This window comes from Amycolatopsis sp. cmx-4-83, assembly GCF_046548815.1.
In the GTDB taxonomy this organism is placed as follows: domain Bacteria; phylum Actinomycetota; class Actinomycetes; order Mycobacteriales; family Pseudonocardiaceae; genus Amycolatopsis; species Amycolatopsis pretoriensis_A.
The window spans coordinates 175,741-195,998 of record NZ_JAEBEF010000006.1; the positions used below are offsets into that span (position 1 = coordinate 175,741).

The 20,258-nt window shown below is 72.4% G+C and carries 16 protein-coding genes; 9 read left to right on the plus strand and 7 right to left on the minus strand.

The annotated features are described in order from the left end of the window. Positions 1-7: 7 nt before the first annotated feature. The 5 genes from ACLJQM_RS19700 (at position 8) to ACLJQM_RS19720 (ending at position 5,888) form a co-directional block, all read left to right on the plus strand. Positions 8-931, plus strand: coding sequence for a kinase (locus ACLJQM_RS19700; RefSeq protein WP_410632288.1), 924 nt, complete (start codon positions 8-10; stop codon positions 929-931). A gap of 5 nt (positions 932-936) precedes the next feature. Beyond that, positions 937-1,971, plus strand: a complete 1,035-nt coding sequence (locus ACLJQM_RS19705; RefSeq protein WP_360769474.1) for a pyridoxal-phosphate dependent enzyme — start codon at positions 937-939, stop codon at positions 1,969-1,971. Further along, positions 1,968-3,161, plus strand: a complete 1,194-nt coding sequence (locus ACLJQM_RS19710; protein WP_247023743.1) for an ATP-grasp domain-containing protein — start codon at positions 1,968-1,970, stop codon at positions 3,159-3,161. Before ACLJQM_RS19705 ends, ACLJQM_RS19710 begins: the two co-directional genes overlap by 4 nt. Before the next feature lie 118 nt (positions 3,162-3,279). Continuing rightward, positions 3,280-4,755 (plus strand): argininosuccinate lyase, encoded by a 1,476-nt coding sequence (locus tag ACLJQM_RS19715; RefSeq protein ID WP_410632289.1) that lies wholly within the window; start codon positions 3,280-3,282, stop codon positions 4,753-4,755. Between the two features lie 17 nt (positions 4,756-4,772). Continuing rightward, complete coding sequence (locus tag ACLJQM_RS19720; protein ID WP_360769466.1) at positions 4,773-5,888, plus strand: GntG family PLP-dependent aldolase; 1,116 nt, start codon at positions 4,773-4,775, stop codon at positions 5,886-5,888. Between the two features lie 60 nt (positions 5,889-5,948). On the opposite strand, the gene ACLJQM_RS19725 is transcribed toward ACLJQM_RS19720, so the two are convergent. Beyond that, on the minus strand, positions 5,949-6,830 hold the full coding sequence (locus tag ACLJQM_RS19725) for an aldo/keto reductase (RefSeq protein ID WP_410632290.1): 882 nt from the start codon (positions 6,828-6,830) through the stop codon (positions 5,949-5,951). 83 nt (positions 6,831-6,913) lie between these two features. On the opposite strand from ACLJQM_RS19725, the gene ACLJQM_RS19730 reads away from it, so the two are divergent. Continuing rightward, positions 6,914-7,474, plus strand: coding sequence for a TetR/AcrR family transcriptional regulator (locus ACLJQM_RS19730; protein WP_247023736.1), 561 nt, complete (start codon positions 6,914-6,916; stop codon positions 7,472-7,474). On the opposite strand, the gene ACLJQM_RS19735 is transcribed toward ACLJQM_RS19730, so the two are convergent. The 5 genes from ACLJQM_RS19735 to ACLJQM_RS19755 are packed head-to-tail and all read right to left on the minus strand — an operon-like array spanning position 7,475 to position 13,488. Next, entirely contained in the window at positions 7,475-9,478 is a 2,004-nt protein-coding gene (locus ACLJQM_RS19735) for a TIM-barrel domain-containing protein (RefSeq protein WP_410632291.1), read from the minus strand. Between the two features lie 9 nt (positions 9,479-9,487). Continuing rightward, positions 9,488-10,291, minus strand: a complete 804-nt coding sequence (locus ACLJQM_RS19740; RefSeq protein WP_360769460.1) for a carbohydrate ABC transporter permease — start codon at positions 10,289-10,291, stop codon at positions 9,488-9,490. Next, complete coding sequence (locus ACLJQM_RS19745; protein WP_396126808.1) at positions 10,288-11,226, minus strand: carbohydrate ABC transporter permease; 939 nt, start codon at positions 11,224-11,226, stop codon at positions 10,288-10,290. The genes ACLJQM_RS19740 and ACLJQM_RS19745 overlap by 4 nt, the downstream gene beginning before the upstream one ends. Further along, the gene (locus tag ACLJQM_RS19750; RefSeq protein WP_410632292.1) at positions 11,223-12,449 is read right to left on the minus strand and encodes an extracellular solute-binding protein; all 1,227 of its coding nucleotides are present in this window, start codon (positions 12,447-12,449) and stop codon (positions 11,223-11,225) included. Before ACLJQM_RS19750 ends, ACLJQM_RS19745 begins: the two co-directional genes overlap by 4 nt. 34 nt (positions 12,450-12,483) lie before the next feature. Further along, positions 12,484-13,488, minus strand: coding sequence for a LacI family DNA-binding transcriptional regulator (locus ACLJQM_RS19755; RefSeq protein ID WP_360769455.1), 1,005 nt, complete (start codon positions 13,486-13,488; stop codon positions 12,484-12,486). A 334-nt stretch (positions 13,489-13,822) separates the two neighbouring features. Between ACLJQM_RS19755 and ACLJQM_RS19760 the strand changes: the two genes are divergently transcribed. Next, positions 13,823-16,738: a glycoside hydrolase family 3 C-terminal domain-containing protein gene (locus ACLJQM_RS19760; protein ID WP_410632293.1), complete on the plus strand. Its 2,916-nt coding sequence runs from the start codon at positions 13,823-13,825 to the stop codon at positions 16,736-16,738. Positions 16,739-16,748: 10 nt separating this feature from the next. Here the strand turns inward: ACLJQM_RS19760 and ACLJQM_RS19765 are convergent, their stop codons facing one another. Next, on the minus strand, positions 16,749-17,564 hold the full coding sequence (locus ACLJQM_RS19765) for an SAM-dependent methyltransferase (RefSeq protein WP_247023730.1): 816 nt from the start codon (positions 17,562-17,564) through the stop codon (positions 16,749-16,751). A gap of 122 nt (positions 17,565-17,686) precedes the next feature. On the opposite strand from ACLJQM_RS19765, the gene ACLJQM_RS19770 reads away from it, so the two are divergent. Together ACLJQM_RS19770 and ACLJQM_RS19775 are read left to right on the plus strand one after the other, a co-directional pair. Beyond that, positions 17,687-19,006, plus strand: coding sequence for a cytochrome P450 (locus ACLJQM_RS19770; protein WP_410632294.1), 1,320 nt, complete (start codon positions 17,687-17,689; stop codon positions 19,004-19,006). 71 nt (positions 19,007-19,077) lie between these two features. Next, the gene (locus tag ACLJQM_RS19775; RefSeq protein ID WP_410632295.1) at positions 19,078-20,169 is read left to right on the plus strand and encodes an alpha/beta hydrolase; all 1,092 of its coding nucleotides are present in this window, start codon (positions 19,078-19,080) and stop codon (positions 20,167-20,169) included. Positions 20,170-20,258 lie beyond the last annotated feature (89 nt).

Sequence of the window (20,258 nt, forward strand, 5' to 3'; positions counted from 1 at the left end):
GAACGCCATGACCGAAGACCTCGCGGTCGCCGCACCGGCACCCGCCACCGTCACCGATCCCCGCGCGGGCAGCTTCCGCGTCGACGCCCACCACGGCGAAATCCTGCAAGGGGTGTTCGCCACCGGGGGCCGGCTGCGCCGCGGCCTGGTCACCCTGCCGTGCCCGCTCTACAGCACCCGTGCGACCTTCCTGCCCACGGAGGACGCCGGCACGACCGTGCGGCCGGCGTGGCGCAGCAAGGCCCGCCGCGCGGCCGACCTGACGCTGGCGCGGCTCGGCCACCCGGTGCCGGGCGGGCTGCTCGACATCACCAGCGACATCCCGCTGTGCCGCGGCTTCGGCTCCTCGACCGCGGACGTCACGTCGGCGATCGGCGCGGTCCTCGCCGCGACCGGCCGCCGGCTCCCGCCCGCCGAGGTGGGCGCGCTGGCCGTCGAAGCCGAGACCGCGTCCGACTCGCTCATGTACGGCGGGCGGGCCGTGGTCTTCGCCCACCGCGAAGGCGAGCCGATCGAGGACCTCGGCGAGCTGATGCCGTTGTCCGTCCTGGGTTTCGGGACCAGCCCGGGCGGGCGCGGCGTCGACACCCTGGAGCTGACGCCCGCGCGCTACACGTCGTGGGAGATCGAGGCGTTCCGCCCGCTTCGCGGCCTGCTGCGCCGGGCCGTCCGCGACGGCGACGCGGGCCTGCTCGGCCGGGTCGCCACCGCCAGCACCCTGCTCAACCAGCGCCACCTGCCCATTCCCGGCCTGGACGGGATCCTGGCCGTCGCCCGCGCCTCGGGGGCGGCCGGCGTGCAGGTCGCCCACAGCGGTGACGTCGCCGGCCTGCTCTTCGACGCGACCGACCCCGAAACCCCGGCCCGGCTGGAGTTCGCCGCCACCCGGCTCGACGTGACCGAGACCTGGCAGTTCGAAACCGAGAGGTGAGTCCGATGACCCTTGCCGCCCCCGTCAGCCACACCGTCAGCCGGTCCATTGTGGAGGCGACCGAGCTGCCCCGGATCATCCGCGTCCGGCCCAATTTCCACGTCGCCGCCTTCGGCCTGATGAAGCTGCTGCCCGCCCGGTTCATGCTCGACCGCGCGGAGGAGCGCGGCGAAGTCGGCCCCGGCACGACCGTGCTCGAGACGTCGTCGGGCACCTTCGGCCTCGGCCTCGCCATGGTCTGCCGGCTGCGCGGCTACCCGCTCACGATCGTCGGCGACCCGGCGATCGACGCCCCGCTCAAACGCCGGCTCGAGCACCTCGGCGCGCGCGTCGAGATCTGCCCGAAGCCCAGTCCCGTCGGGGGCTACCAGCGCGCGCGGCTGGACCGGCTCGAGGAACTGCGCGCGGAGTACCCGAACCACTGGGTTCCGGGCCAGTACAGCAATCCCGACAACCCGCGGTCGTACGCGCTGGTGGCCGAGCAGCTCGCCGAGACGATCGGCGTGCCGGACTGCCTCGTCGGCGCGGTCGGCTCCGGCGGTTCGACGTCGGGCACGAGTTCGTTCCTGCGGATGCTCGTCCCGGAGCTGACGCTGATCGGCGTCGACACCCAGCGCAGCGCCATCTTCGGCCAGCCGGACGGGCCGCGCGTGCTGCGCGGGCTCGGCAACAGCCTGGTGCCGGCCAACGTCGAGCACTCGAGCTACGACCAGGTGCACTGGATCGGCGCGGCCGAGGCGTTCGCCGCGACGCGCGAGCTGTACGCGCGCCACTGCCTGTTCATGGGCCCGACCAGCGGCGCGTCGTTCAAGGTCGCGGACTGGTTCTCCCGCCGCAACCCCGACGCCACGGTCGTCGCGCTGCTGCCGGACGAGGGCTACCGCTACCAGGACACCGTCTACTCCGACGAGTGGCTGCGCGCGCAGGGACTCGCGCACCCGGGGGCGGCCGAGCCGTACGAAGTGGTCGCGCCGACCGAGCCCGGTGGCTCGTGGACGTGGCTGAACTGGGGCCGGCGCCCACTCGGTGACGTGTCGTGACGCGCACGCTTTTGCTCGTCGAGAGCAACACGACCGGTACCGGGCGGCTGTTCGCGCGGCAGGCCAGGGAGCTGGGCTTCGAGCCGGTGCTGGCCGCGGCCGACCCCGCGCGCTACCCGTACGCGGCCGAAGACGGCGTCCGCGTCGTCCGGTGCGACACCGCGGACGCGTGCGCGGTGCTGGCGGCGGACATCGGCGAGCCCGCGGGGGTGACCAGCAGTTCGGAGTACTTCATCCCGGTCGCGGCGCGGATCGCGGCGAAGCTCGGCCTGCCGGGGCCGGATCCGCTGGCCGTGACGGAGTGCCGCAACAAGGCGCACCAGCGGGCGGTGCTCGGGGCGCCGTGCACGGTGGCGACTTCGGTGGACGCGGCCGTCGCGGCGGCGGTCGAGTTCCCCGTGGTGCTCAAGCCCGCCGAGGGCTCGGGCAGCGTCGGCGTGCTGCGCTGCGAGACGCCGGAGGCGGTCGCTTCCCAGGCGGCGGCGCTGCTTTCGGTGACGCACAACGAACGCGGGCTGCCGGTCCCGGCGCAGGTGCTCGTGGAGCCGTACGCGAGCGGGCCGGAGTACTCGGTGGAGCTGTTCGGCGACGTCGTGGTGGCGGTGGTCCGCAAGCACCTGGGCCCGGCGCCGTTCTTCGTCGAGGTGGGCCACGACGTCCCAGCCACGGTGCCCCCGGCGGACGAGCTGGCGTTGATCGACACGTCCCGGGCGGCGGTGGCCGCGCTGGGCCTCGGTTTCGGCGCGGCGCACGTCGAAATCCGCCTGACCCCCGACGGGCCGCGGCTGATGGAGGTCAACCCGCGCCCGGCGGGCGGGATGATCCCGGAGCTGGTCCGCGCGGCGACCGGCGTCGACCTGGTGGCGGCGCAGGTGTCCGCGGTACTCGGACTGCCGCCGGACCTGCGGGCGTCCCGGCGCGCGTGCGCGTCACTGCGCTTCCTCACGGCGAGCTCGACCTCGGTGCTCGAGGCGGGGGACGCGGTGGCGAAGGCGTCGGCGGTGCCGGGCGTCGCCGAAGCCCGGCTGTACCGCGCGGACGGCACCGTGGTCCGCCCGGCGCGCGACTACCGCGACCGCGTGGGGCACGTCCTCGCTGTTTCCGACCGCCCCCGTGGTGCCCGCGCGGCCGCCGCGGGTGCGCTCGACCGCCTGCGCGCCGCCCTGATCCCGGAAGGCCCCCACCGATGACCCTGCGGTTCCTCATCACCACCGTGGCCCGGACCGCCCGCACCGAGCGGCCCGCGCCCGAAGTACCGGCGAAGCCCGGTCCCGAACCCCACCCGGACACCCCGGAAGGAGCACCTCGATGACCATCGCCCCAGGCGGGACCGGCAGGCTCACCAGCCCCATCGCCGCCGCGGCCAGGGAGATCCTCTTCGACCGCGACACCGCACCCGCACCCGACCCGGTCGCGGCCGAACTCGGGCTGATCAGCCAGGTCGACCGCGCCCACGTCGTGATGCTCGCCGAACGCGGCATCGTCGAACCCGGGCCCGCGGCGGCGCTGCTGGCCGGCATCGAAGACCTGCGGGCCCGGCGGTTCGCGCCGCTGCACGACGTCCCCGCGCCGCGCGGCCGCTACCTCGCCTACGAATCCCACCTGATCGACACCCTCGGCGCCGAAGTCGGCGGCATCCTCCACAGTGGACGCTCGCGCAACGACCTCAACGCCACCGTCGTCCGGCTCCGGCTGCGCGAGCCGCACGAACGGCTGCTCGCCGAGTCCGACGCGCTCGGCCGCGCGCTGCTGGAGCGGGCCCGGCGCTGGGCCGAGGTCACCATGCCCGCCTACACCCACCACCAGCCCGCGGTCCCGATCACCTACGGCCACTACCTGGCCGGGGTGGCGTGCGCGCTGGTCCGCGACGTCGAAGGCGTCTGGCAGGCCGGGGCCGAGCTCGACCAGAACCCGCTCGGCGCGGGCGCGGTCGGCGGCACGTCGCTGCCGGTCGACCAGCACCGCACCACCGCGCTGCTCGGCTTCGCCGCGCCGCTGGCGAACTCGCTGCACGCGGTCGCGTCCCGGGACCTCGTGCTGCGCCAGCTGTCCGCGGCCACCGTGCTCGGCGTGCTGCTCTGCCGCGTCTCGCACGACCTGCAGGCGTGGACCAGCGCCGAGGCCGGGCTGCTGCGGCTGGCCGACGACGTGGTCGGGTCGAGCTCGATGATGCCGCAGAAGCGGAACCCGTTCCTGCTGGAGCACGTCCAGGGCCGGGCGCTGGCGCCGCTCGGCGCGTTCACCGCGTCGGCGGGGGCCATGGCGACCGCGCGCTTCACCAACGCGATCGCGGTCGGCACCGAAGCCGTAGCCCCGGCGTGGACGGCGCTGGAGGCGGCGACCGACGCCGTCGTCCTGCTCCGGCTGGTCGTCGAGGGCGCCGAACCGGTGCCGGAACGGATGTACGAACGCGCGGTCGGCGGCCAGACCGCGGCCACCCACCTCGCCGAACGGCTCGTCGACGCCGGCGTCCCGTTCCGGCAGGCCCACCACGACGTCGGCGCGATCGCCAAGGAGGCCCTCGCCGGGAACCTCCCGCTGCACGAGGTCGCCCGCGTCCGGCTCGCCGGGCAGCCGCCGCACGTCCTGGCCGCGCTCGACCCGGCCGAAGTCACGCAGCACGCGGCGTACGGCGGCGGCCCGGCGCGGGAGTCCGTGCTCGCCGCCGTCACCGAAGCCGAAACCGTGTTCGCCCGCATCCGCGCCGCCGCCGAAGAACGCCGCTGGCGGTGGAGCCAGGCCGAAATCGGCCTCGACGACGCCGTCCGAACCCTGATCCGCTGACCCGCAAGGAGCCTGTTGTGACCACTTTCGCCGACGACCTCGCGACGCTGCGCCCGGAACCCGCGTCCACCCCGGGCGCGCACGTCGAACTCCGCAGCGACACCTTCACCCTGCCGACGCCCACGATGCTGGAAGCCGCCGCCCGCGCCCCGCTCGGCGACGACGTCTACGGCGAGGACCCGACCGTGGACCGGCTGGAGCAGCTGTCCGCCGAGCTGCTCGGCAAGCAGGCCGGCTGCCTGATGCCGAGCGGCACGATGGCCAACCTGACCGCGTTGCTGGCGCACTGCCCGCGCGGCGGCAAGGCGATCGTCGGGCACGAGTCCGACGTCTACGTCTACGAAGCGGGCGGCGCGTCGCTGTGCGGCGGCATCGTCTACGACCCGCTGCCGAACCTGCCCGACGGCACCATCGACCCGGCGGCCATCGCCGAGGCGTGCGCGGTCGACCGCAGCGACCCGCAGATCGCGCCGCCGGCGGTGCTCAGCCTGGAGACCCCGCAGAACCGCTGCGGCGGGCTGCCGCTGCAGCTGGACTACCTGAGCGAGGTGTCCCGGCTGATCCGCTCCCACGGCGTCGCCCTGCACCTCGACGGCGCCCGCATCTTCAACGCGGCGGTGGCGCTGGGCGTCAGCGCGGCGGAGGTCGCCAAGCACGCCGACACCGTGCAGATCTGCCTGTCGAAGGGCCTGTGCGCCCCGATCGGCTCGGTGCTGGTCGGCGACCGCGTGACGATCGCGGCGGCCCGCCGCATGCGCAAGATGCTCGGCGGCGGCATGCGCCAGGCGGGCATGATCGCGGCCTGCGGCATCGTGGCCCTGACGGAGATGACCGAGCGCCTGGCCGACGACCACGCCCGCGCGGCCCGCCTGGCCCGCGGCCTGTCCCGCATCCCGGGCGTCCGCCTCGACCCGGGCCCGCCGCTGACGAACATGGTGTTCTTCAAGGTCCGCGACGACCGCTACACGACCCGGACGCTGATCGAGGCGGCCCGCCGCCGCGGGATCCGGGTGGAGGAGCTGGGCCACGACCGCATCCGCGCGGTGACCCACGCGGGCGTGGACGACGACGCGGTCGACCGCGCGGTCTCCGTCTTCGGCGACCTCCTGGGCCACGACGCCATGGTGCGGTGACGGCGGTGCCTTGAATGAGTCGTTCAGGACCTCCGGTGACCTGAACGACTCGTTCAAGACTCAGCCCAGGGCGGCGTCCAGCGACCGCGACGGCACCGCGTCCAGCGCCGCCAGTGTCTCGGCGTCCAGGACCACCGACCCCGCCGCGATGTTCGCCTCCAGGTGCGCCACGCTCGCCGTCCCCGGGATCAGGTGGACGTTCGGGGCGTGGTGCAGCAGCCACGCCAGCCCGATCTGCGCCGGCGTCACGCCCAGCGCGGACGCCGCGGCCTGGACCGCCGGCTCGTCCGTCACCTTCGGCAGACCCGGGAACGCGCCGCCGAGGGGGAAGAACGGCACCCACGCGATGTCCTCCGCCACGCACAGCCGGAGCATCTCCTCGTCGTCGCGGGCGACGAGGCTGTAGGCGTTCTGCACGCAGGCGATGCCCGCCGGCAGGGCGCGCCGGAAGGTGTCGAGGCCGACGCTGCTGAGGCCGATCGCCCCGATCTTGCCTTCGTCGCGCAGTTCCGTCAGGACCGCGAGCTGGTCGTCGACGTCGACCAGCTGGTCTCCCTCGGCCAGCAGGCCCGGGCGCAGCTCCGCGCGGCGCAGGTTGACCAGGGCGACCCGCTCGGTGCCGAGCGTCCGGAGGTTGTCCTCGACGCTCTTGCGGAGTTCTTCGGGCCGCTGCGCCAGGCGGAGCGGGATCGGGCCGCCCGGGTCGGGGTCGGCGCCGACCTTGGTGGCGATCACGACGTCGTCGCCGGCGGCTTCGCGGATGACGTCGTTGACGAAGCCGTTGCCGTAGAACTCGGCGGTGTCGATGTGACCGACGCCCAGGTCCAGGGCCCGGCGCAGCAGCGCGACGGCCGCGGGCCGGTCCTCGTGGAGGCGTTCGAGCTGCATCGCGCCGAACCCGACGCGGGAGACGGTGTGGCCGGCGAGCTGGCTGGAGGGCATGGCTGTCCCGCTTTCGTGCGATGATGGTGAAGCGGAGGAACCTCCGCTAAACCGACCGTAGCACAATCGGAGGGACCTCCGTTTTGCCTTCGTCCGAAACCGGGCGCCCGGTGCGCGCCGACGCGCGCCGCAACCGCGAAAAGCTCGTCGAAGTCGCGCGCGACGCCTTCGCCGCCGACGGTGCCGTCGCGCTCGAGACCATCGCCCGTGAGGCTGGCGTCGGGATCGGGACGCTCTACCGGCACTTCCCGACCCGCGAGGCGCTCGTCGAAGCCGTCTACGCGGCCGAGCTCGACGCCGTCTGCGCCAGCGCCCCGGCCCTGCTCGAGCAGCACCCGCCCGCGGTGGCCCTCCGGGCCTGGATGGACCGCTACGCCGCGTTCTTCGCCACCAAACGCGGGATGGCCGACACGCTCCGCGTCAGCCTCGGGGCCGGGCGCATCGTGACGGCGGAGACACGCGGGCGCATCGTCGCGGCGATCGGCGCGATCCTCGAAGCCGGTGCGAAGGCGGGCACGCTGCGCGCCGACGCCGACCCCGAGGACGTCACCTTCATGCTGCTGGGCGTGTGCCTCTCGGCCGGCCCCGAACCGGCGCGGACCGGGCGCCTGCTGGACCTCGTGGCGGCCGCCGTCCGGCCCTGATCACTCCGGGCGGATCGGCAGCACCACGTCGTCGCGGAGGAACAGCGGGATCCGGTCCGCCGGAGCCGGTGCCTCGACGGAAGTCCCGCCCTCGTACCGCTTCCCGGTCACCGCGTCCGTCCACACGGCACCGTCCGGGAGGTACACCGCACGAGCGGTGGCCCCGGGCTCGAGCACCGGCGCGACCAGCAGGTCCGGGCCCAGCAGGAAGGCGTCCTCGACCGTCCAGCTCTCCGGGTCGCCGGGGAAGTCGACGAACAGCGGCCGCATCGGCGGGATGCCCTGCTCGTGCGCCACCCTCATCTGCGCCATCAGGTACGGCCGCAACCGTTCCCGCAGCCGCAGCGACGCCGTGATGGCCGCGTACGCCGAGTCGCCGTACGACCAGACCTCGTTGGGCCCGCCGGTCATCGCCGGGCCGAACGGCGGGCGCGGGTCGCGGAAGCCGTGCAGGCGGAACAGCGGGCAGCACACGCCGTAGGAGAACCAGCGGACCATCAGCTCGCGGTACTCCGGCGACGCCGGGTCGCCGCCGTGGAAACCGCCGATGTCCGTGGTCCACCACGGGATCCCGGCCAGCGCCACGTTCAGCCCCGCCCGGACCTGCGCGCGCAGCGACTCCCACGTCGCCGCGACGTCGCCCGACCAGAGCGCGGCCCCGTACCGCTGGCTGCCCGCCCACGCCGAGCGCGACAGCAGCACCACCTCGTCGTCGCCCTCGGCGCGGATGCCGTCGTGGAACGCCTGCGCGTTCGCCTGCGGGTAGAGGTTGAAGACCTCCGAGCCCGGCCCGGCGTGGAAGCCGAGGTTGTGCGGGTGGCCGGGCTGGATCTCGGGCTCGTCGCCGTCCAGCCACCACGCGCGCACACCGAGGTCGTAGTAGTTCTCCTTGACCTTCGCCCAGACGAACCGCCGCGCCGCGGGGTTCGTCGCGTCGTAGAACGCGACCGGCATCTCGACGTCGAAGCCCTTGTCCTTCCAGGGCGCGTGCGCCGGGACCCCGCTCTCCGCGGCGACCAGCAGGCCCTGCTCGTGCAGCTCCCGGTAGTTTTCCGAGAGCGGGCTGACCGACGGCCACACCGACACCATCAGCTTGACGCCGAGGTCGGCCAGCTCCCGGATCATCCCGGCCGGGTCCGGCCACCCGTCCGGGTCGAACCGCCAGTCGCCGAGGTGCGTCCAGTGGAAGAAGTCCGCCACGATCACCGACAGCGGCAGCCCGCGCGCGTGGTACTCGCGCGCCACGGCCAGGAGCTCGTCCTGGGTGCGGTAGCGCAGTTTCGACTGCCAGAACCCGGCCGCCCACTCGGGCAGCATGGGCGCGTGCCCGGTCGCGTCGGCGTAGTGGCTCAGGACCTGCCGCGGGCCGTCGCCGGTGGTGATCCAGTAGTCGAGCTGGCGGGCGTCGTCGGCGACCCAGCGGGTGCCGTTGGCGGCCAGCTCGACCCGCCCGACGGCCGGGCTGTTCCACAGGAACCCGTAGCCGCGGCTGGAGAGCAGGAACGGCACCGACACCTCGGCGTTGCGCTGCACCAGGTCGAGCACGAGGCCCTTCTGGTCGAGCCGCCCGTGCGTGTGCTGCCCGAGCCCGTAGACCCGCTCGTCGTCGTAGGCGGCGAACCGCTGCTCGAGCCGGCCGTAGCCGTTGCGGGACGGCATGAACAGCCGCGCGCCGGGCCACCAGAAGTGCGCCCGCTGCTCGGAAAGCAGCTCCTCGCCGGTGTCGGTGCGGACGAACCGCAGCTGCGCGTCGATGCCGGTGTCGGTGTCGGCGAGCTCCACGATCGCGGTGAGCGCGCCGTTGACGACCCGGCCGGTGCGCCCGTCGGCGGTGGCGGTCGCGGCGGACGGCTTCGCGGGCAGCAGCGCGCCCGGCACGTCGTCGAGGATCCGGTGGCGCCCGGCGCGCACGCGCAGGCTGCCGTCGCCCCACGGCTCGACGCGCAGCACCTCGTGCCGCACGCGGACCTCCAGCGAGCGGCCGTCTTCGGTCGTGGCGATCAAGCGCTCTCCTTAGTCTTTGACGGCGCCGCTGGTCAGCCCGGCGACGACGTACCGCTGGGCGACGACGAGCAGGACGGCCGCGGGGATCGCGGCGAGCACGGCGGTGGCCATGATCCCGTTCCAGTCGGCGGACTGGTTGCCGACGAACCGGTAGATGCCCACGGTGATGGGCTCGAACGACCGGCCGGTGGTGAGGGTGACCGCGAAAAGGAAGTCCGCCCAGGCGAACAGGAACGAGAACAGCCCGGCGGTGACGAGCGCGTTGCGGCTGACCGGGACGATGATCGAGAAGAACGTCCGCCAGTACCCGGCACCGTCCACCCGGGACGCTTCGGTGAGCTCCTTGGGTACCGAGATCATGAAGGCCCGCAGCAGGAGCACGGCGAACGGGATGGTCGCGGTGGAGTCGGCGAGCACGAGCCCGAGGTAGTTGTCGATCAGCCCGAGGTTGCTGAACACGGTGTAGAGCGCGTTGGCCATCACGATGCCGGGGATCATCTGCACGATGAGCAGCACGAACACCAGCACGGGACCGCCGCGCACCTTCAGCTGCGCCAGCGCGTACGACGCCGGTGCGGCGATCACCAGCGACACGAGCACCGTGCCGAGGGCGACGACGACGCTGGAGAGGAGGTCCGGCCCCTGCGTCGCCACGGCTTTCCGGTAGCCGTCCAGGGTGCCGTCGACGGGGAAGAACGCCGGGTCGGGGCGCAGCAGCGCGCCGCTGGGCTGCAGGGACGCGTTGACCATCCAGTACAGCGGGAACAACAGCACCGCGACGATCAGGACGCCGGCCACCGTCCGGGCTTTCACGCCGCCGCCTCGGCCAGGGTCGCCTTCGCCGAGCGCAGGTAGAGCAGCCCGAACACCGTCGCCACCAGGATGAGGACGTTGCCGACCGCGGCGCCTTGCCCGAACGCGAAGTCCTGGAAGGACAGCCGGTAGGACCACGTCGTGAGCGTCTGGGTCGCGTTGGCCGGCCCGCCGCCGGTGACGACCATGATCACGTCGAACACCTTGATCGTGTAGACCAGCCCGAGCATGAGCACGATCCCGGTGACCGGCCGCAGCAGCGGCCAGGTGAGGTGCCGGAACCGCTGCCAGGCCCCGGCGCCGTCCAGCGCGGCGGCTTCGTAGAGCGACGCGGGGATCGCGCGCAGCCCGCCGTGCAGGATGACCAGGTTGAACGGGATGCCGATCCAGATGTTGGTGAGGATCACCGCGGGCAGCGCCCAGCCCGTGCTGCTCAGCCACGGGACCGCGTCGAGGCCGACCGCGCGCAGCGCCGCGTTGAGCACGCCGTGGTCCTGGTCGAACATCCACCGCCAGACCGCGCCGCTGACCACCAGCGGCAGCAGCCAGGGGAGCAGGAGCAGCGAGCGCAGCAGCGCGCTGCCGAGGAAGCGGCCGTTGAAGAACACCGCCAGCGCCAGCCCGATGCCGAACTGGAAGACGAGCGACCCGGCGGTGAACAGGACCGTGTCGACGACCGCCGTCGAAAACAGCGGGTTGCCGAACACGGCCGCGTAGTTGGCGAGGCCGACGAACGGGGCTTCGCCGGTGTAGAACGACTTCACCGTGTAGTCCTGCGTGCTCATCACGACGTTCGCGGCCAGCGGGTAGCCGAAGAACACGACGATGTAAGCGAGCGCGGGCAGCAGGAACAGCCACGCGGCGAACCGGTTGTCCCGCCGGGGTTTCCGGCCGGCACGAGGGGGTGCCGCGACGGCCGGGGCGAGCAGGGTCACGACCCGCTCGCCTGCTGCGCGGCCTTGAGGGCCTGGTCGGCCGGCAGCTTCCCGGTCAGCGCCGCCTGGACGGCATCGGCCAGCGCCTGCGAGACCTTCGGGTACTTCTCGCCGAGCTCGGCGGTGCGGGAGCGGGCCGAGCCGACTTCGTCGACGAACGCCTGCATCGCGGGCTGCTCGGTGCCGAACTTCGCGGCCACCGCCGTCTTCGACGGGATGTAGGCGTGGGCCTTGCTCCACTGCAGCATCGTGGGTTCGGAGAGGACGCAGGAGAGCACCTTGCCCGCCGCCTGCTGGGCCGGGCCGCTCGTGACCGGCACGGCGCCGACTTCGCCGCCGAGGGCGACCACCGGCTTGGCGCCCGCCTGCGGCACCGGGATCGGCACGACGCCGTAGTGCAGCGCCTGCTGCTCGTCGAGCCGGGCGAGGTTCCACGACCCGTTGACCATCATCGCCGCGTTGCCCGCGACGAACTGGTCGGCGACGTCGTTCTGGTTCCACGTCACGACGGACTTCGAGGCCGACCCGGAGTTCACCAGGTCGGTGACGAACTGAAGCGCTTTCACCGACTGCGCCGAGTCCAATTGGGACAGTTCGGCGCCGTTGCTCCAGAAGAACGGCAAGAACTGCCAAGTGCCTTCTTCGGACGGGATGGCGGAGAAAGCGAGCCCGTACTTGCCGTCCTTGGTCAGCTTCGCCGCGGCGGCCTTGAGCTCGTCCCAGGTCTTCGGCGGCTGGACACCGGCCGCGGCGAGCAGGTCCTTGTTGTAGATCAGCGCGAGCCCGTTCACGCCGGGCGCGACGCCGTACACCTTGTCCTGGTAGGTGCCCGCCTTGACGATGCTTTCGTAGAAGCCGTCGGTGGTGATGCCGTAGTCGGCCAGCGGCGTCAGCGCGCCGGTGGCGGCGACCTGCTGCAGCGTCGGGTTGTCGGTGAACAGCAGGTCCGGCAGCGTCTTCGAGCTCGCGCCCTGCAGGACCTTCGGCAGCATCTGGCTGGTCGGCACTTTCTGCCGCTCGATCTTGATGCCGGTCCGGCCCGCGCACGCGTCGAGGATCTTCTGCCACGCCGCCGATCCCTGCTCGTCGGCGTAGTAGTCGAGCTCGGTGATCGAGCCGGCGGGCTGGGCGCTGCTGGACGTCGTGGGCGCCGGGCTGGGGCTGCAGGCGGCCAAGAGCGCGGCGCTCGCGGCCAGCACGAGGGCGCGACGGGCTACGGGCATGGCGATTCTCCTTCGGCGGTGGAGCAGAACCGGATCAGCGCGGTGCGGCGGTGCTCTCGCGGCGGGTGAGGCGGGGCCCGAGCAGCCGGACCTCCGGGGTGGTGTGGCCGGCGAGCCGGCGCATGGTCATTTCGACGGCCTGGGTGCCGACCTCCTCGGCGGGGATGGCCACGTTGGTCAGCGCGACGGCGTGCTGCTCGGCCATGCTGTCCGGGCAGACCGCGATGACCGAGATGTCCTCCGGCACGCGCAGGCCGCGGTGGCGCAGGTCCGCGAGCAGACCGGGCAGGACGGCCTCGTTGTGCACGACCAGGCCGGTCAGGTCCGGGTCGGCGGTGAGCAGGTCGTCCAGGCAGGCGCTCACCGCTTCGTAGGAGTGGGCGCACGGCCGGTTCGCCGCCCGCACGTCCCGTGTCTTCGCCGCGTCGTCGAAGCCGCGCAGGAACCGCGTCGCGTAACTGGTTCCGCGCCGGTAGACGGCGGGGGAGGGGCCGATCAGGCCGATCGCGCGGTGCCCGAGGTCGGCGAGGTGCGCGACGCACGCCGATGCCGCGGCGGTGAAGTCGAGGTCGACGCAGCTGAGCCCGGCCGGGTGGTCGGGCACGCCGATGAGGACCACCGGCAGGTCGAGCGCGAGCAGCATCGGCACCCGCGGGTCGGCGGTTTCGACGTCCATCACCATCAGCGCGTCGGCGATCGCCGAGGACGCCACCCGCTGCAGCGCGGCCGGGCCTTCGTCCTTGGTCAGCAGCAGGAGGTCGTGGTCGTGCGCGCGGGCCGCGGTGACCGCCGAGGCGACGAACTCCATCACCACGGCGACGTTGAGGTCGGTGCGCAGCGGCACGACCAGCGCGAGTACGTTCGTCTTGCTGCTGGCCAGCGCCCGCGCGCCGGCGTGCGGGTGGTAGCCGAGCCGGCGGATGCTGTCTTCGACCAGCCGCCGGGTCTTCGGCGAGATCGAGCGCTTCCCGCTGATCACGTACGACACCGTGCTGGGGGCCACCCCCGCCGCGGAAGCGACGTCGTTGATCGTGACCACGGGCGGCCTCCAGGGAGATCATTGTCGAAGCGCATCGACGATGGCATGAAGGTAAGTGACACCCGCCGGAAACACAAGCGTGATTCGCGGTTCCCGCGAATTCGATTCCCATTCGACGGCAGTGTTGTTCGTCGAAATTGTCGAACGCCGCTGATGACGGTTCTTCCCGCAGCTCAGAGCGTAGATTCGGCCGGTCGGCCGGAGTTGCTGGGAGCGCATCCAGTGAGTCTTGACCATCCGTCGGCGTGGCTGTAATAGTCGTCGCATCCCCACCCTCGACGCGAATGTTCCGCGCCGTGCCGTCGAAACGATTCGACGAAACCGGAGGCCGTCCGTGCGCCTGTCCCCGTTCCGCCGCGCCCTCGTCCCGGTGGTCACCGCGACCCTGCTGCTGGCCCCGTCGCCGGCGCTCGCGGCGCCCCCGCCGCCGTTCCGCGACCCGGCGCTGCCGGTGGCCGCGCGGATCGACGACCTGCTGTCCCGGCTGACCGCCGACGAGAAGATCTCGCTGCTGCACCAGTACCAGCCGGCCATCCCGCGGCTCGGCATCGGCGTGTTCAAGACCGGCACCGAGGCACTGCACGGGGTGGCCTGGTCGACCGACTACGACAACAACGGCGCGGTCGTCAAGGCCGACGGGACCGTGTTCCCGCAGGCGGTCGGCCTGGCCTCGACGTGGGATCCGGCGCTGGTCAAGCAGGTGGGTTCGGCGGTGGGGCAGGAGGCGCGCGGCTTCAACGCGCGGAACCCGACGCTGTGGGGCCTCAACCTCTGGGCCCCGGTCGTCAACCTGCTGCGCGACCCGCGCTGGGGCCGCAACGAAGAGGGCTATTCCGAGGACCCGCACCTCACCGGCGAGCTCGCGACCGCGTACGGCCGCGGCATCCAGGGCGACGACCCGCGCTACCTGCAGGCCGCCCCGACGTTGAAGCACTACCTCGCCTACAACAACGAAGTCAGCCGCGACACCAGCAACTCCTCGGTGCCGACGAAGATCCTGCACGACTACGACGAGCAGGCGTTCAAGATCCCGCTCGAAGCCGGGGCGGCCAACGCGGTCATGCCGTCGTACAACCTGGTGAACGGCCGCCCGAACACGGTCAGCCCGGACCTCGGCGGCGCGCTGCGGAAGTGGGCGCCCCAGGACATCGCCGTCGTCAGCGACGCGGGCGCACCGTCCAACCTGGTCAACTCCGAGAAGTACTACGCCACCAAGGCCGAGGCGGACGCGGCGGCGATCAAGGCCGGGCTCGACAGCTTCACCGACAACGACACCGACGGCTCGATCACGGCCGCCGCGGTCAAGGAGGCCCTCGAGCGCGGGCTGCTGAGCATGGCCGACGTCGAAAAGGCCGACCGCCACCTGCTTTCGCTGCGGTTCCGGCTCGGCGAGTTCGACCCGCCGGGCCGCAACCCGTACGCGAAGATCACCCCGGCGGTGATCAATTCCCCCGCGCACCAGGCCCTCGCCCGCAAGGCCGCGGCCGAGCAGGTCGTGCTGCTGCGCAACGACCGGAACGCGCTGCCGCTGGCCGCGGCCGGGAAGGTCGCGGTCGTCGGCCCGCTGTCGGACACGCTGTACGAAGACTGGTACAGCGGCACGATGCCGTACCGCGTGACGCCGAAGCAGGGCATCGCCGAGCGGCTCGGCGTCCCGGTCGCGTCTTCCGAAGGCGTCGACCGCATCGCGCTGAAGGACCTCGCGACGGGCCGCTACCTGACCGCTCCCGCGACGCCCGGCAAGGTGACCGCGGGGGCGACCACCGCGGGCACGGCCGAGTCGTTCGACGTCTACGACTGGGGCGCGGGCAAGAACACCCTGCGCGCCGCCGTGAACGGGCGGTTCCTGAGCTATTCCGGTGGTGCGCTGGTGAACGACGCGGAGCAGCCGTCCGGGTGGTTCGTGCAGCAGCAGCTCAAGCTCGACCCGCAGCCGGACGGCAGCTACGTGCTCGAGTACGCGGGCAACGAAGTGACCGAGCCGTGGTTCGGGCCGAACCGCTTCGCCGTCGTCGGCGCGGACGGCGTCCTGACGATCTCCGCCCCGGACGCCGCGCACGCCACGAAGTTCGGCCGGGACGTGCTCGTCAGCGGCATTTCCTCGGCCGTCGGCGCGGCCCGCGGCGCGTCGACCGCCGTCGTGGTGGTCGGGAGCATGCCGTTCATCAACGGCCGCGAGGCGAACGACCGGATCAGCACCACGCTGGCTCCCGCGCAGCGCGCCTTGATCGAGGCGGTCGCGAAGGTCAACCCGCACACGGTGGTCGTGGCGGAGAACAGCTACCCGACGACCGGCTGGGACACGCTGCCCGTGCCGGGTGTCGTGTGGACCAGCCACGCCGGGCAGGAGACCGGGCACGCGATCGCCGACGTCCTCTTCGGCGACGTCAACCCGAGCGGGCGTCTCACGCAGACGTGGTACGCGTCCGACGCGGGACTGCCGAGCATCCTCGACTACGACATCGCGAAGACCGGGATGACTTACCAGTACTACCGCGGGAAGCCGTTGTACCCCTTCGGGTTCGGGCTCAGTTACACGAGCTTCCGCTACGGCGCGGTGCGGGCGTCGCCGGCCGGTTCGTCGGTGCGCGTGAGCGTGGACGTGACGAACACCGGCAGCCGGGCCGGGAGTGACGTCGTCCAGCTGTACTCGAAGGACTCCGGGGTGCAGCGGCTGCGCGACTTCGAGCGCGTGACACTGGCACCGCGGGAAACCCGCACGGTCCGGTTCTCGGTCCCGGTGTCGGAACTGGCGTCGTGGGACGTCTCGCGGGGACGGTCCGCGGTGGCGGCCGGGGTGCGCGAGTTCTCCGTGGGGCACAACGCGGCCGACCTTTCCGCGGCGCAGCCGGTGTACGTGCCGGGGGAGCGCGCGCTGCCCCGCGACCTGAGCCGGCCGACCCCGGCGGAGAACTTCGACGACTACGCCGGCACGACGTTGACGGACACGGCCAAGACGTCCGGCACCTCGGTGGCGGCGGTGGCCGGGAGCTGGCTGGCCTACCGCAACGTCGCTTTGACCGGCCCGGCGCGGTTCTCGGCTTCGGTGTCGGCTTCGGCGCCGGCCGAGGTCACGGTGCACTTGGACGCACCGACGGGCCGCGTCCTGGGCACGGCGGCGGTACCGGCCACGGGCGACCACTACGCGTACACGACGGTGACGGCGGCGCTGGCGGCGGCGACCGGCCACCACGACGTCTACCTCACGTTCGACGGCCCGGTGAACCTGGCGACGTTCTCCCTGCGGTGAGGGCCGGGCGCTAAGGTTTCCGGCCCAGCCCGGCGTAGGGCAGCGCGTTGATCGCCGGGTCGTCCGACATGTCGCCGGCGCCCTCGGGCTTCCACATCGCGCAGCCGACCACGCCGGGTTCCACCACCTCGAAGCCGTCGAAGAAGGCGAGGACCTCGTCGTGGGTGCGGGGGACCGGCTGGTTCTGCTGGTTCTGGTTGCTCTTGTACACCTCGACCGCCTCGTCGAGGCGCTGCGACTCCGAGTCGGCCGCGACGTGCGTGACCGCCAGGAAGCTGCCCGGTGCGAGGCGGTCGCGGTAGCGGGCCACGATGCTCGCCGGGTCCCAGGAGTCCGGGACGAAGTGCAGCAGCAGCAACATGAACACGGCGACCGGCTCGTCCAGGTCGAGGAGCTTGCCCGCGCCGTCGAAGACGTCGTTGACGTCGCGCAGGTCGGCCTGCAGGACCAGGCAGTTGTCGTTGCCCTGCAGGAGCAGTTCGCTGTGCGCGACCGCGACCGACTCGCGGTCGACGTACACCACCCGGCACGACGGGTCGGCCTGCTGGACGATCTCGTGCAGGTTGCCCGCCGTCGGGATGCCGGAGCCGATGTCGAGGAACTGCCGGACGCCCTGACCGACGAGGTAGCGGGCCGCGCGGCGGAGGAAGGCCCGGTTGAGGCGGGCCGCGTCGCGGACGCCCGGCATGATCTTGAGGATCTGCTCGCCGAGCGCGCGGTCCGCGGCGAAGTTGTGGTCGCCGTCGAGCCAGAAGTCGTACACCCGCGCCGGGTTCGGCACCGAGGTGTCGATCTCCGGCGGTACCCAGCTCGATTCCCCGGTCACGGGACCTCCTGCCCTCGCCCATTCTGGAGAGCGGGAGTGTAGCGCCCTCCTCCGTTCGTGTGGAGTGACAGCCGCGGCCCGCGTCGCCCGCTAAGGTGACGCGGTCACGAGGAGACGAGGCCATGACGAACGTCCCCGGGCGCTGGCCCGTGCTCGGGCACACCGTGCCCCTGTTGCGCGACCCGCTGAAGCTCTTCACTTCCCTGCCCGCGCACGGAGAAGTCGTCAAACTCCACCTCGGCCCGCTGCCGGTGCACGTGGTGACGACGCCGGAGCTGGCCTGGCAGGTGCTCGCCACCGACGCCGACAAGTTCGACAAGGGCCTGGTCTTCGACAAGATGCGCCCGCTCTTCGGCGACGGGCTGGCCACCTCCAACGGTGAGCTGAACCGCCGTCAGCGCCGCCTGGTGATGCCCGCGTTCGGCCGCACCCGGCTCGCGGGCTACGCCGAGAACACGATGACGAAACTGGCCGACGAGCTGGCGAAGTCCTGGCAGCCCGGCGAAGTCGTCGAGTTCGACCGGCGGATGCAGGAGCTCGTGCTCACCATCGCAGGGCAGACGTTGTTCTCCACCGCGCTCGGCGCCGAAGCGCTGGCCGAGATCCAGCGGTCGATCCCGGTCATGCTGAAGTACGTGCTGGTCCGGGCGTTCTCGCCGAAGTTCGTGGAACGCCTGCCCATCCCGCCCAACCGCAGGTTCGACGCCGCCGCCGCGCGCCTGCGGGACGTCATCGGCGAAACCGTCGTCGCGGCCCGTGAACAGGGCGCCGACCACGGCGACCTGCTCTCGATGCTGCTGCTGGCCCGCGACGAAGACACCGGCGAGGGCATGTCCGACCGCCAGGTGCACGACGAGGTCATCACGATCCTCACCACCGGCGCGGAGACCACCGCCGTCGCGCTCGCCTGGTTCTTCCACGAGCTCGGGCAGCACCCGGAAGTCGAACGGCGCTTCCACGCGGAGGTCGACGAAGTCCTCGGCGGGCGGGCCGCGCGTTTCGAAGACCTGCCGGATCTCGTTTACACGCACCAGATCGTGAAAGAGATCGTCCGCCGCACCCCGCCGCTGATCCTCATGCGCCGCGCCCGCGAGGACGTCCTGCTCGGCGGTGTCCGGATCCCGGCGGGCACCGAGGTCGCGGTCAGCCAGCACACGCTGCACCGGGACCCGCGCTGGTTCCCGGACCCGGACCGGTTCGACCCGGACCGCTGGACCCCGGGCCACACCGCGGAACTGCCCAAGGGCGCGTACATCCCGTTCGGCGCGGGCGCGCGGCTGTGCCCGGGGCACGTCTTCGCGCCGACGGAGATCGGCATCGTCGCCGCGACGATCGGGGCGCGCTGGCGCCTGGTCCCGGTGCCGGGCAAGAAGGTGTACGCGCAGCTCAAGGCGACGATGCAGCCGAACCGCCTGCCGATGACCGTGGTGCCGCGGACCTGACGGTGCCGGTTCCACTACCGGGTGTAGTGTTCTCGGGTCCGAACAGCCCGCCCCATCCGGAGGAGTACGGCGTGAGACTGCCGGTCAAGCTGACGTCCGCGTTGTTCGCCTGCGGGGTGCTGCTCGCCTCGCTGACCGCCGCGATGCCCGCCGAGGCCGCCGCCATCTCGTGCACCGACACGGATCTCCCCGTCACCGGACCGGGGCTGCCGCCGCTGGTGCCGGGCGCGCCCGCGACCGTGCACGGCCGGCTGTGCCTGCCCGCCGGCGAGGCGCCCGACACCGTCCAGCTGCTGGTGCACGGCGGGACGTACAACAGCGCGTACTGGGACCTGCCCTACGAACCGCAGCGCTACTCCTACCAGCGAGACATGGCCACCCACGGCTACGCGACGTTCGCCGCGGACCAGCTCGGCGCGGGCCGCAGCAGCCACCCGCTGAGCCTGCCGCTGTCGGTCTGGGCCGCCGCCGAGTCGATGCACGAGGTCGTCGGCCACCTGCGCGCCGGGCGCGTCGGCGGGGTCCCGTTCGCGAAGGTGGTCATCGTCGGGCACTCGGTCGGCTCCGGCGTGGTCGCGGTGGAGGCGTCGACCTACCACGACGTCGACGGCGTGGTCCTGACCGGCATCACACACCTGCCGGCGCTGCCGGTGCTCGCGCTCGGCGCCGCGCTGGGCCTGCAGCCGGCCCTGCTCGACGGGCAGCTGGGCAAGCTCGGCAGCGACCCGCTGTACTTCACGACGAGGCCGGGCGCCCGCGCTGGGTTGTTCTACGCCGGTGGTGATGCCGATCCCGCCGTGATCGCGGCGGACGAGGCGACCAAGGACCAGGTTTCGGTGCCCGGGATGGGCACGGTGGCGCTGTTCGGGATCGTGCTGCCGGCGACGAAGGGAATTACCGCACCGGTTTTGCAGGTGGTGGGGGAAAAGGACGTTCTTTTCTGCGGCCTGCTCGCGCTGCGTGACTGCACCCGTCCCGATGTGGTGCGGGCGCAGGAGGCGCCGTATTACGCCGACCCGTCGAAGCTGTCGATGTACGTCCTCCCGGGCGCGGGACATTCCGTTGCGTTGCACGAAAACGCCGCCGATTACCGGGACGCCACCCGTACGTGGTTGCAATCCGCCCTGGGGATCGCTCCGCAGGGTTATCACTCGATTGGATGAATGCTGTTTCGTGCGCCGGACGCCTTTTCGCGCCAAGATAAATCGGCCCACCGACCGGAGTGCGTCCGTCGAACCCAGGACAGGCTGAG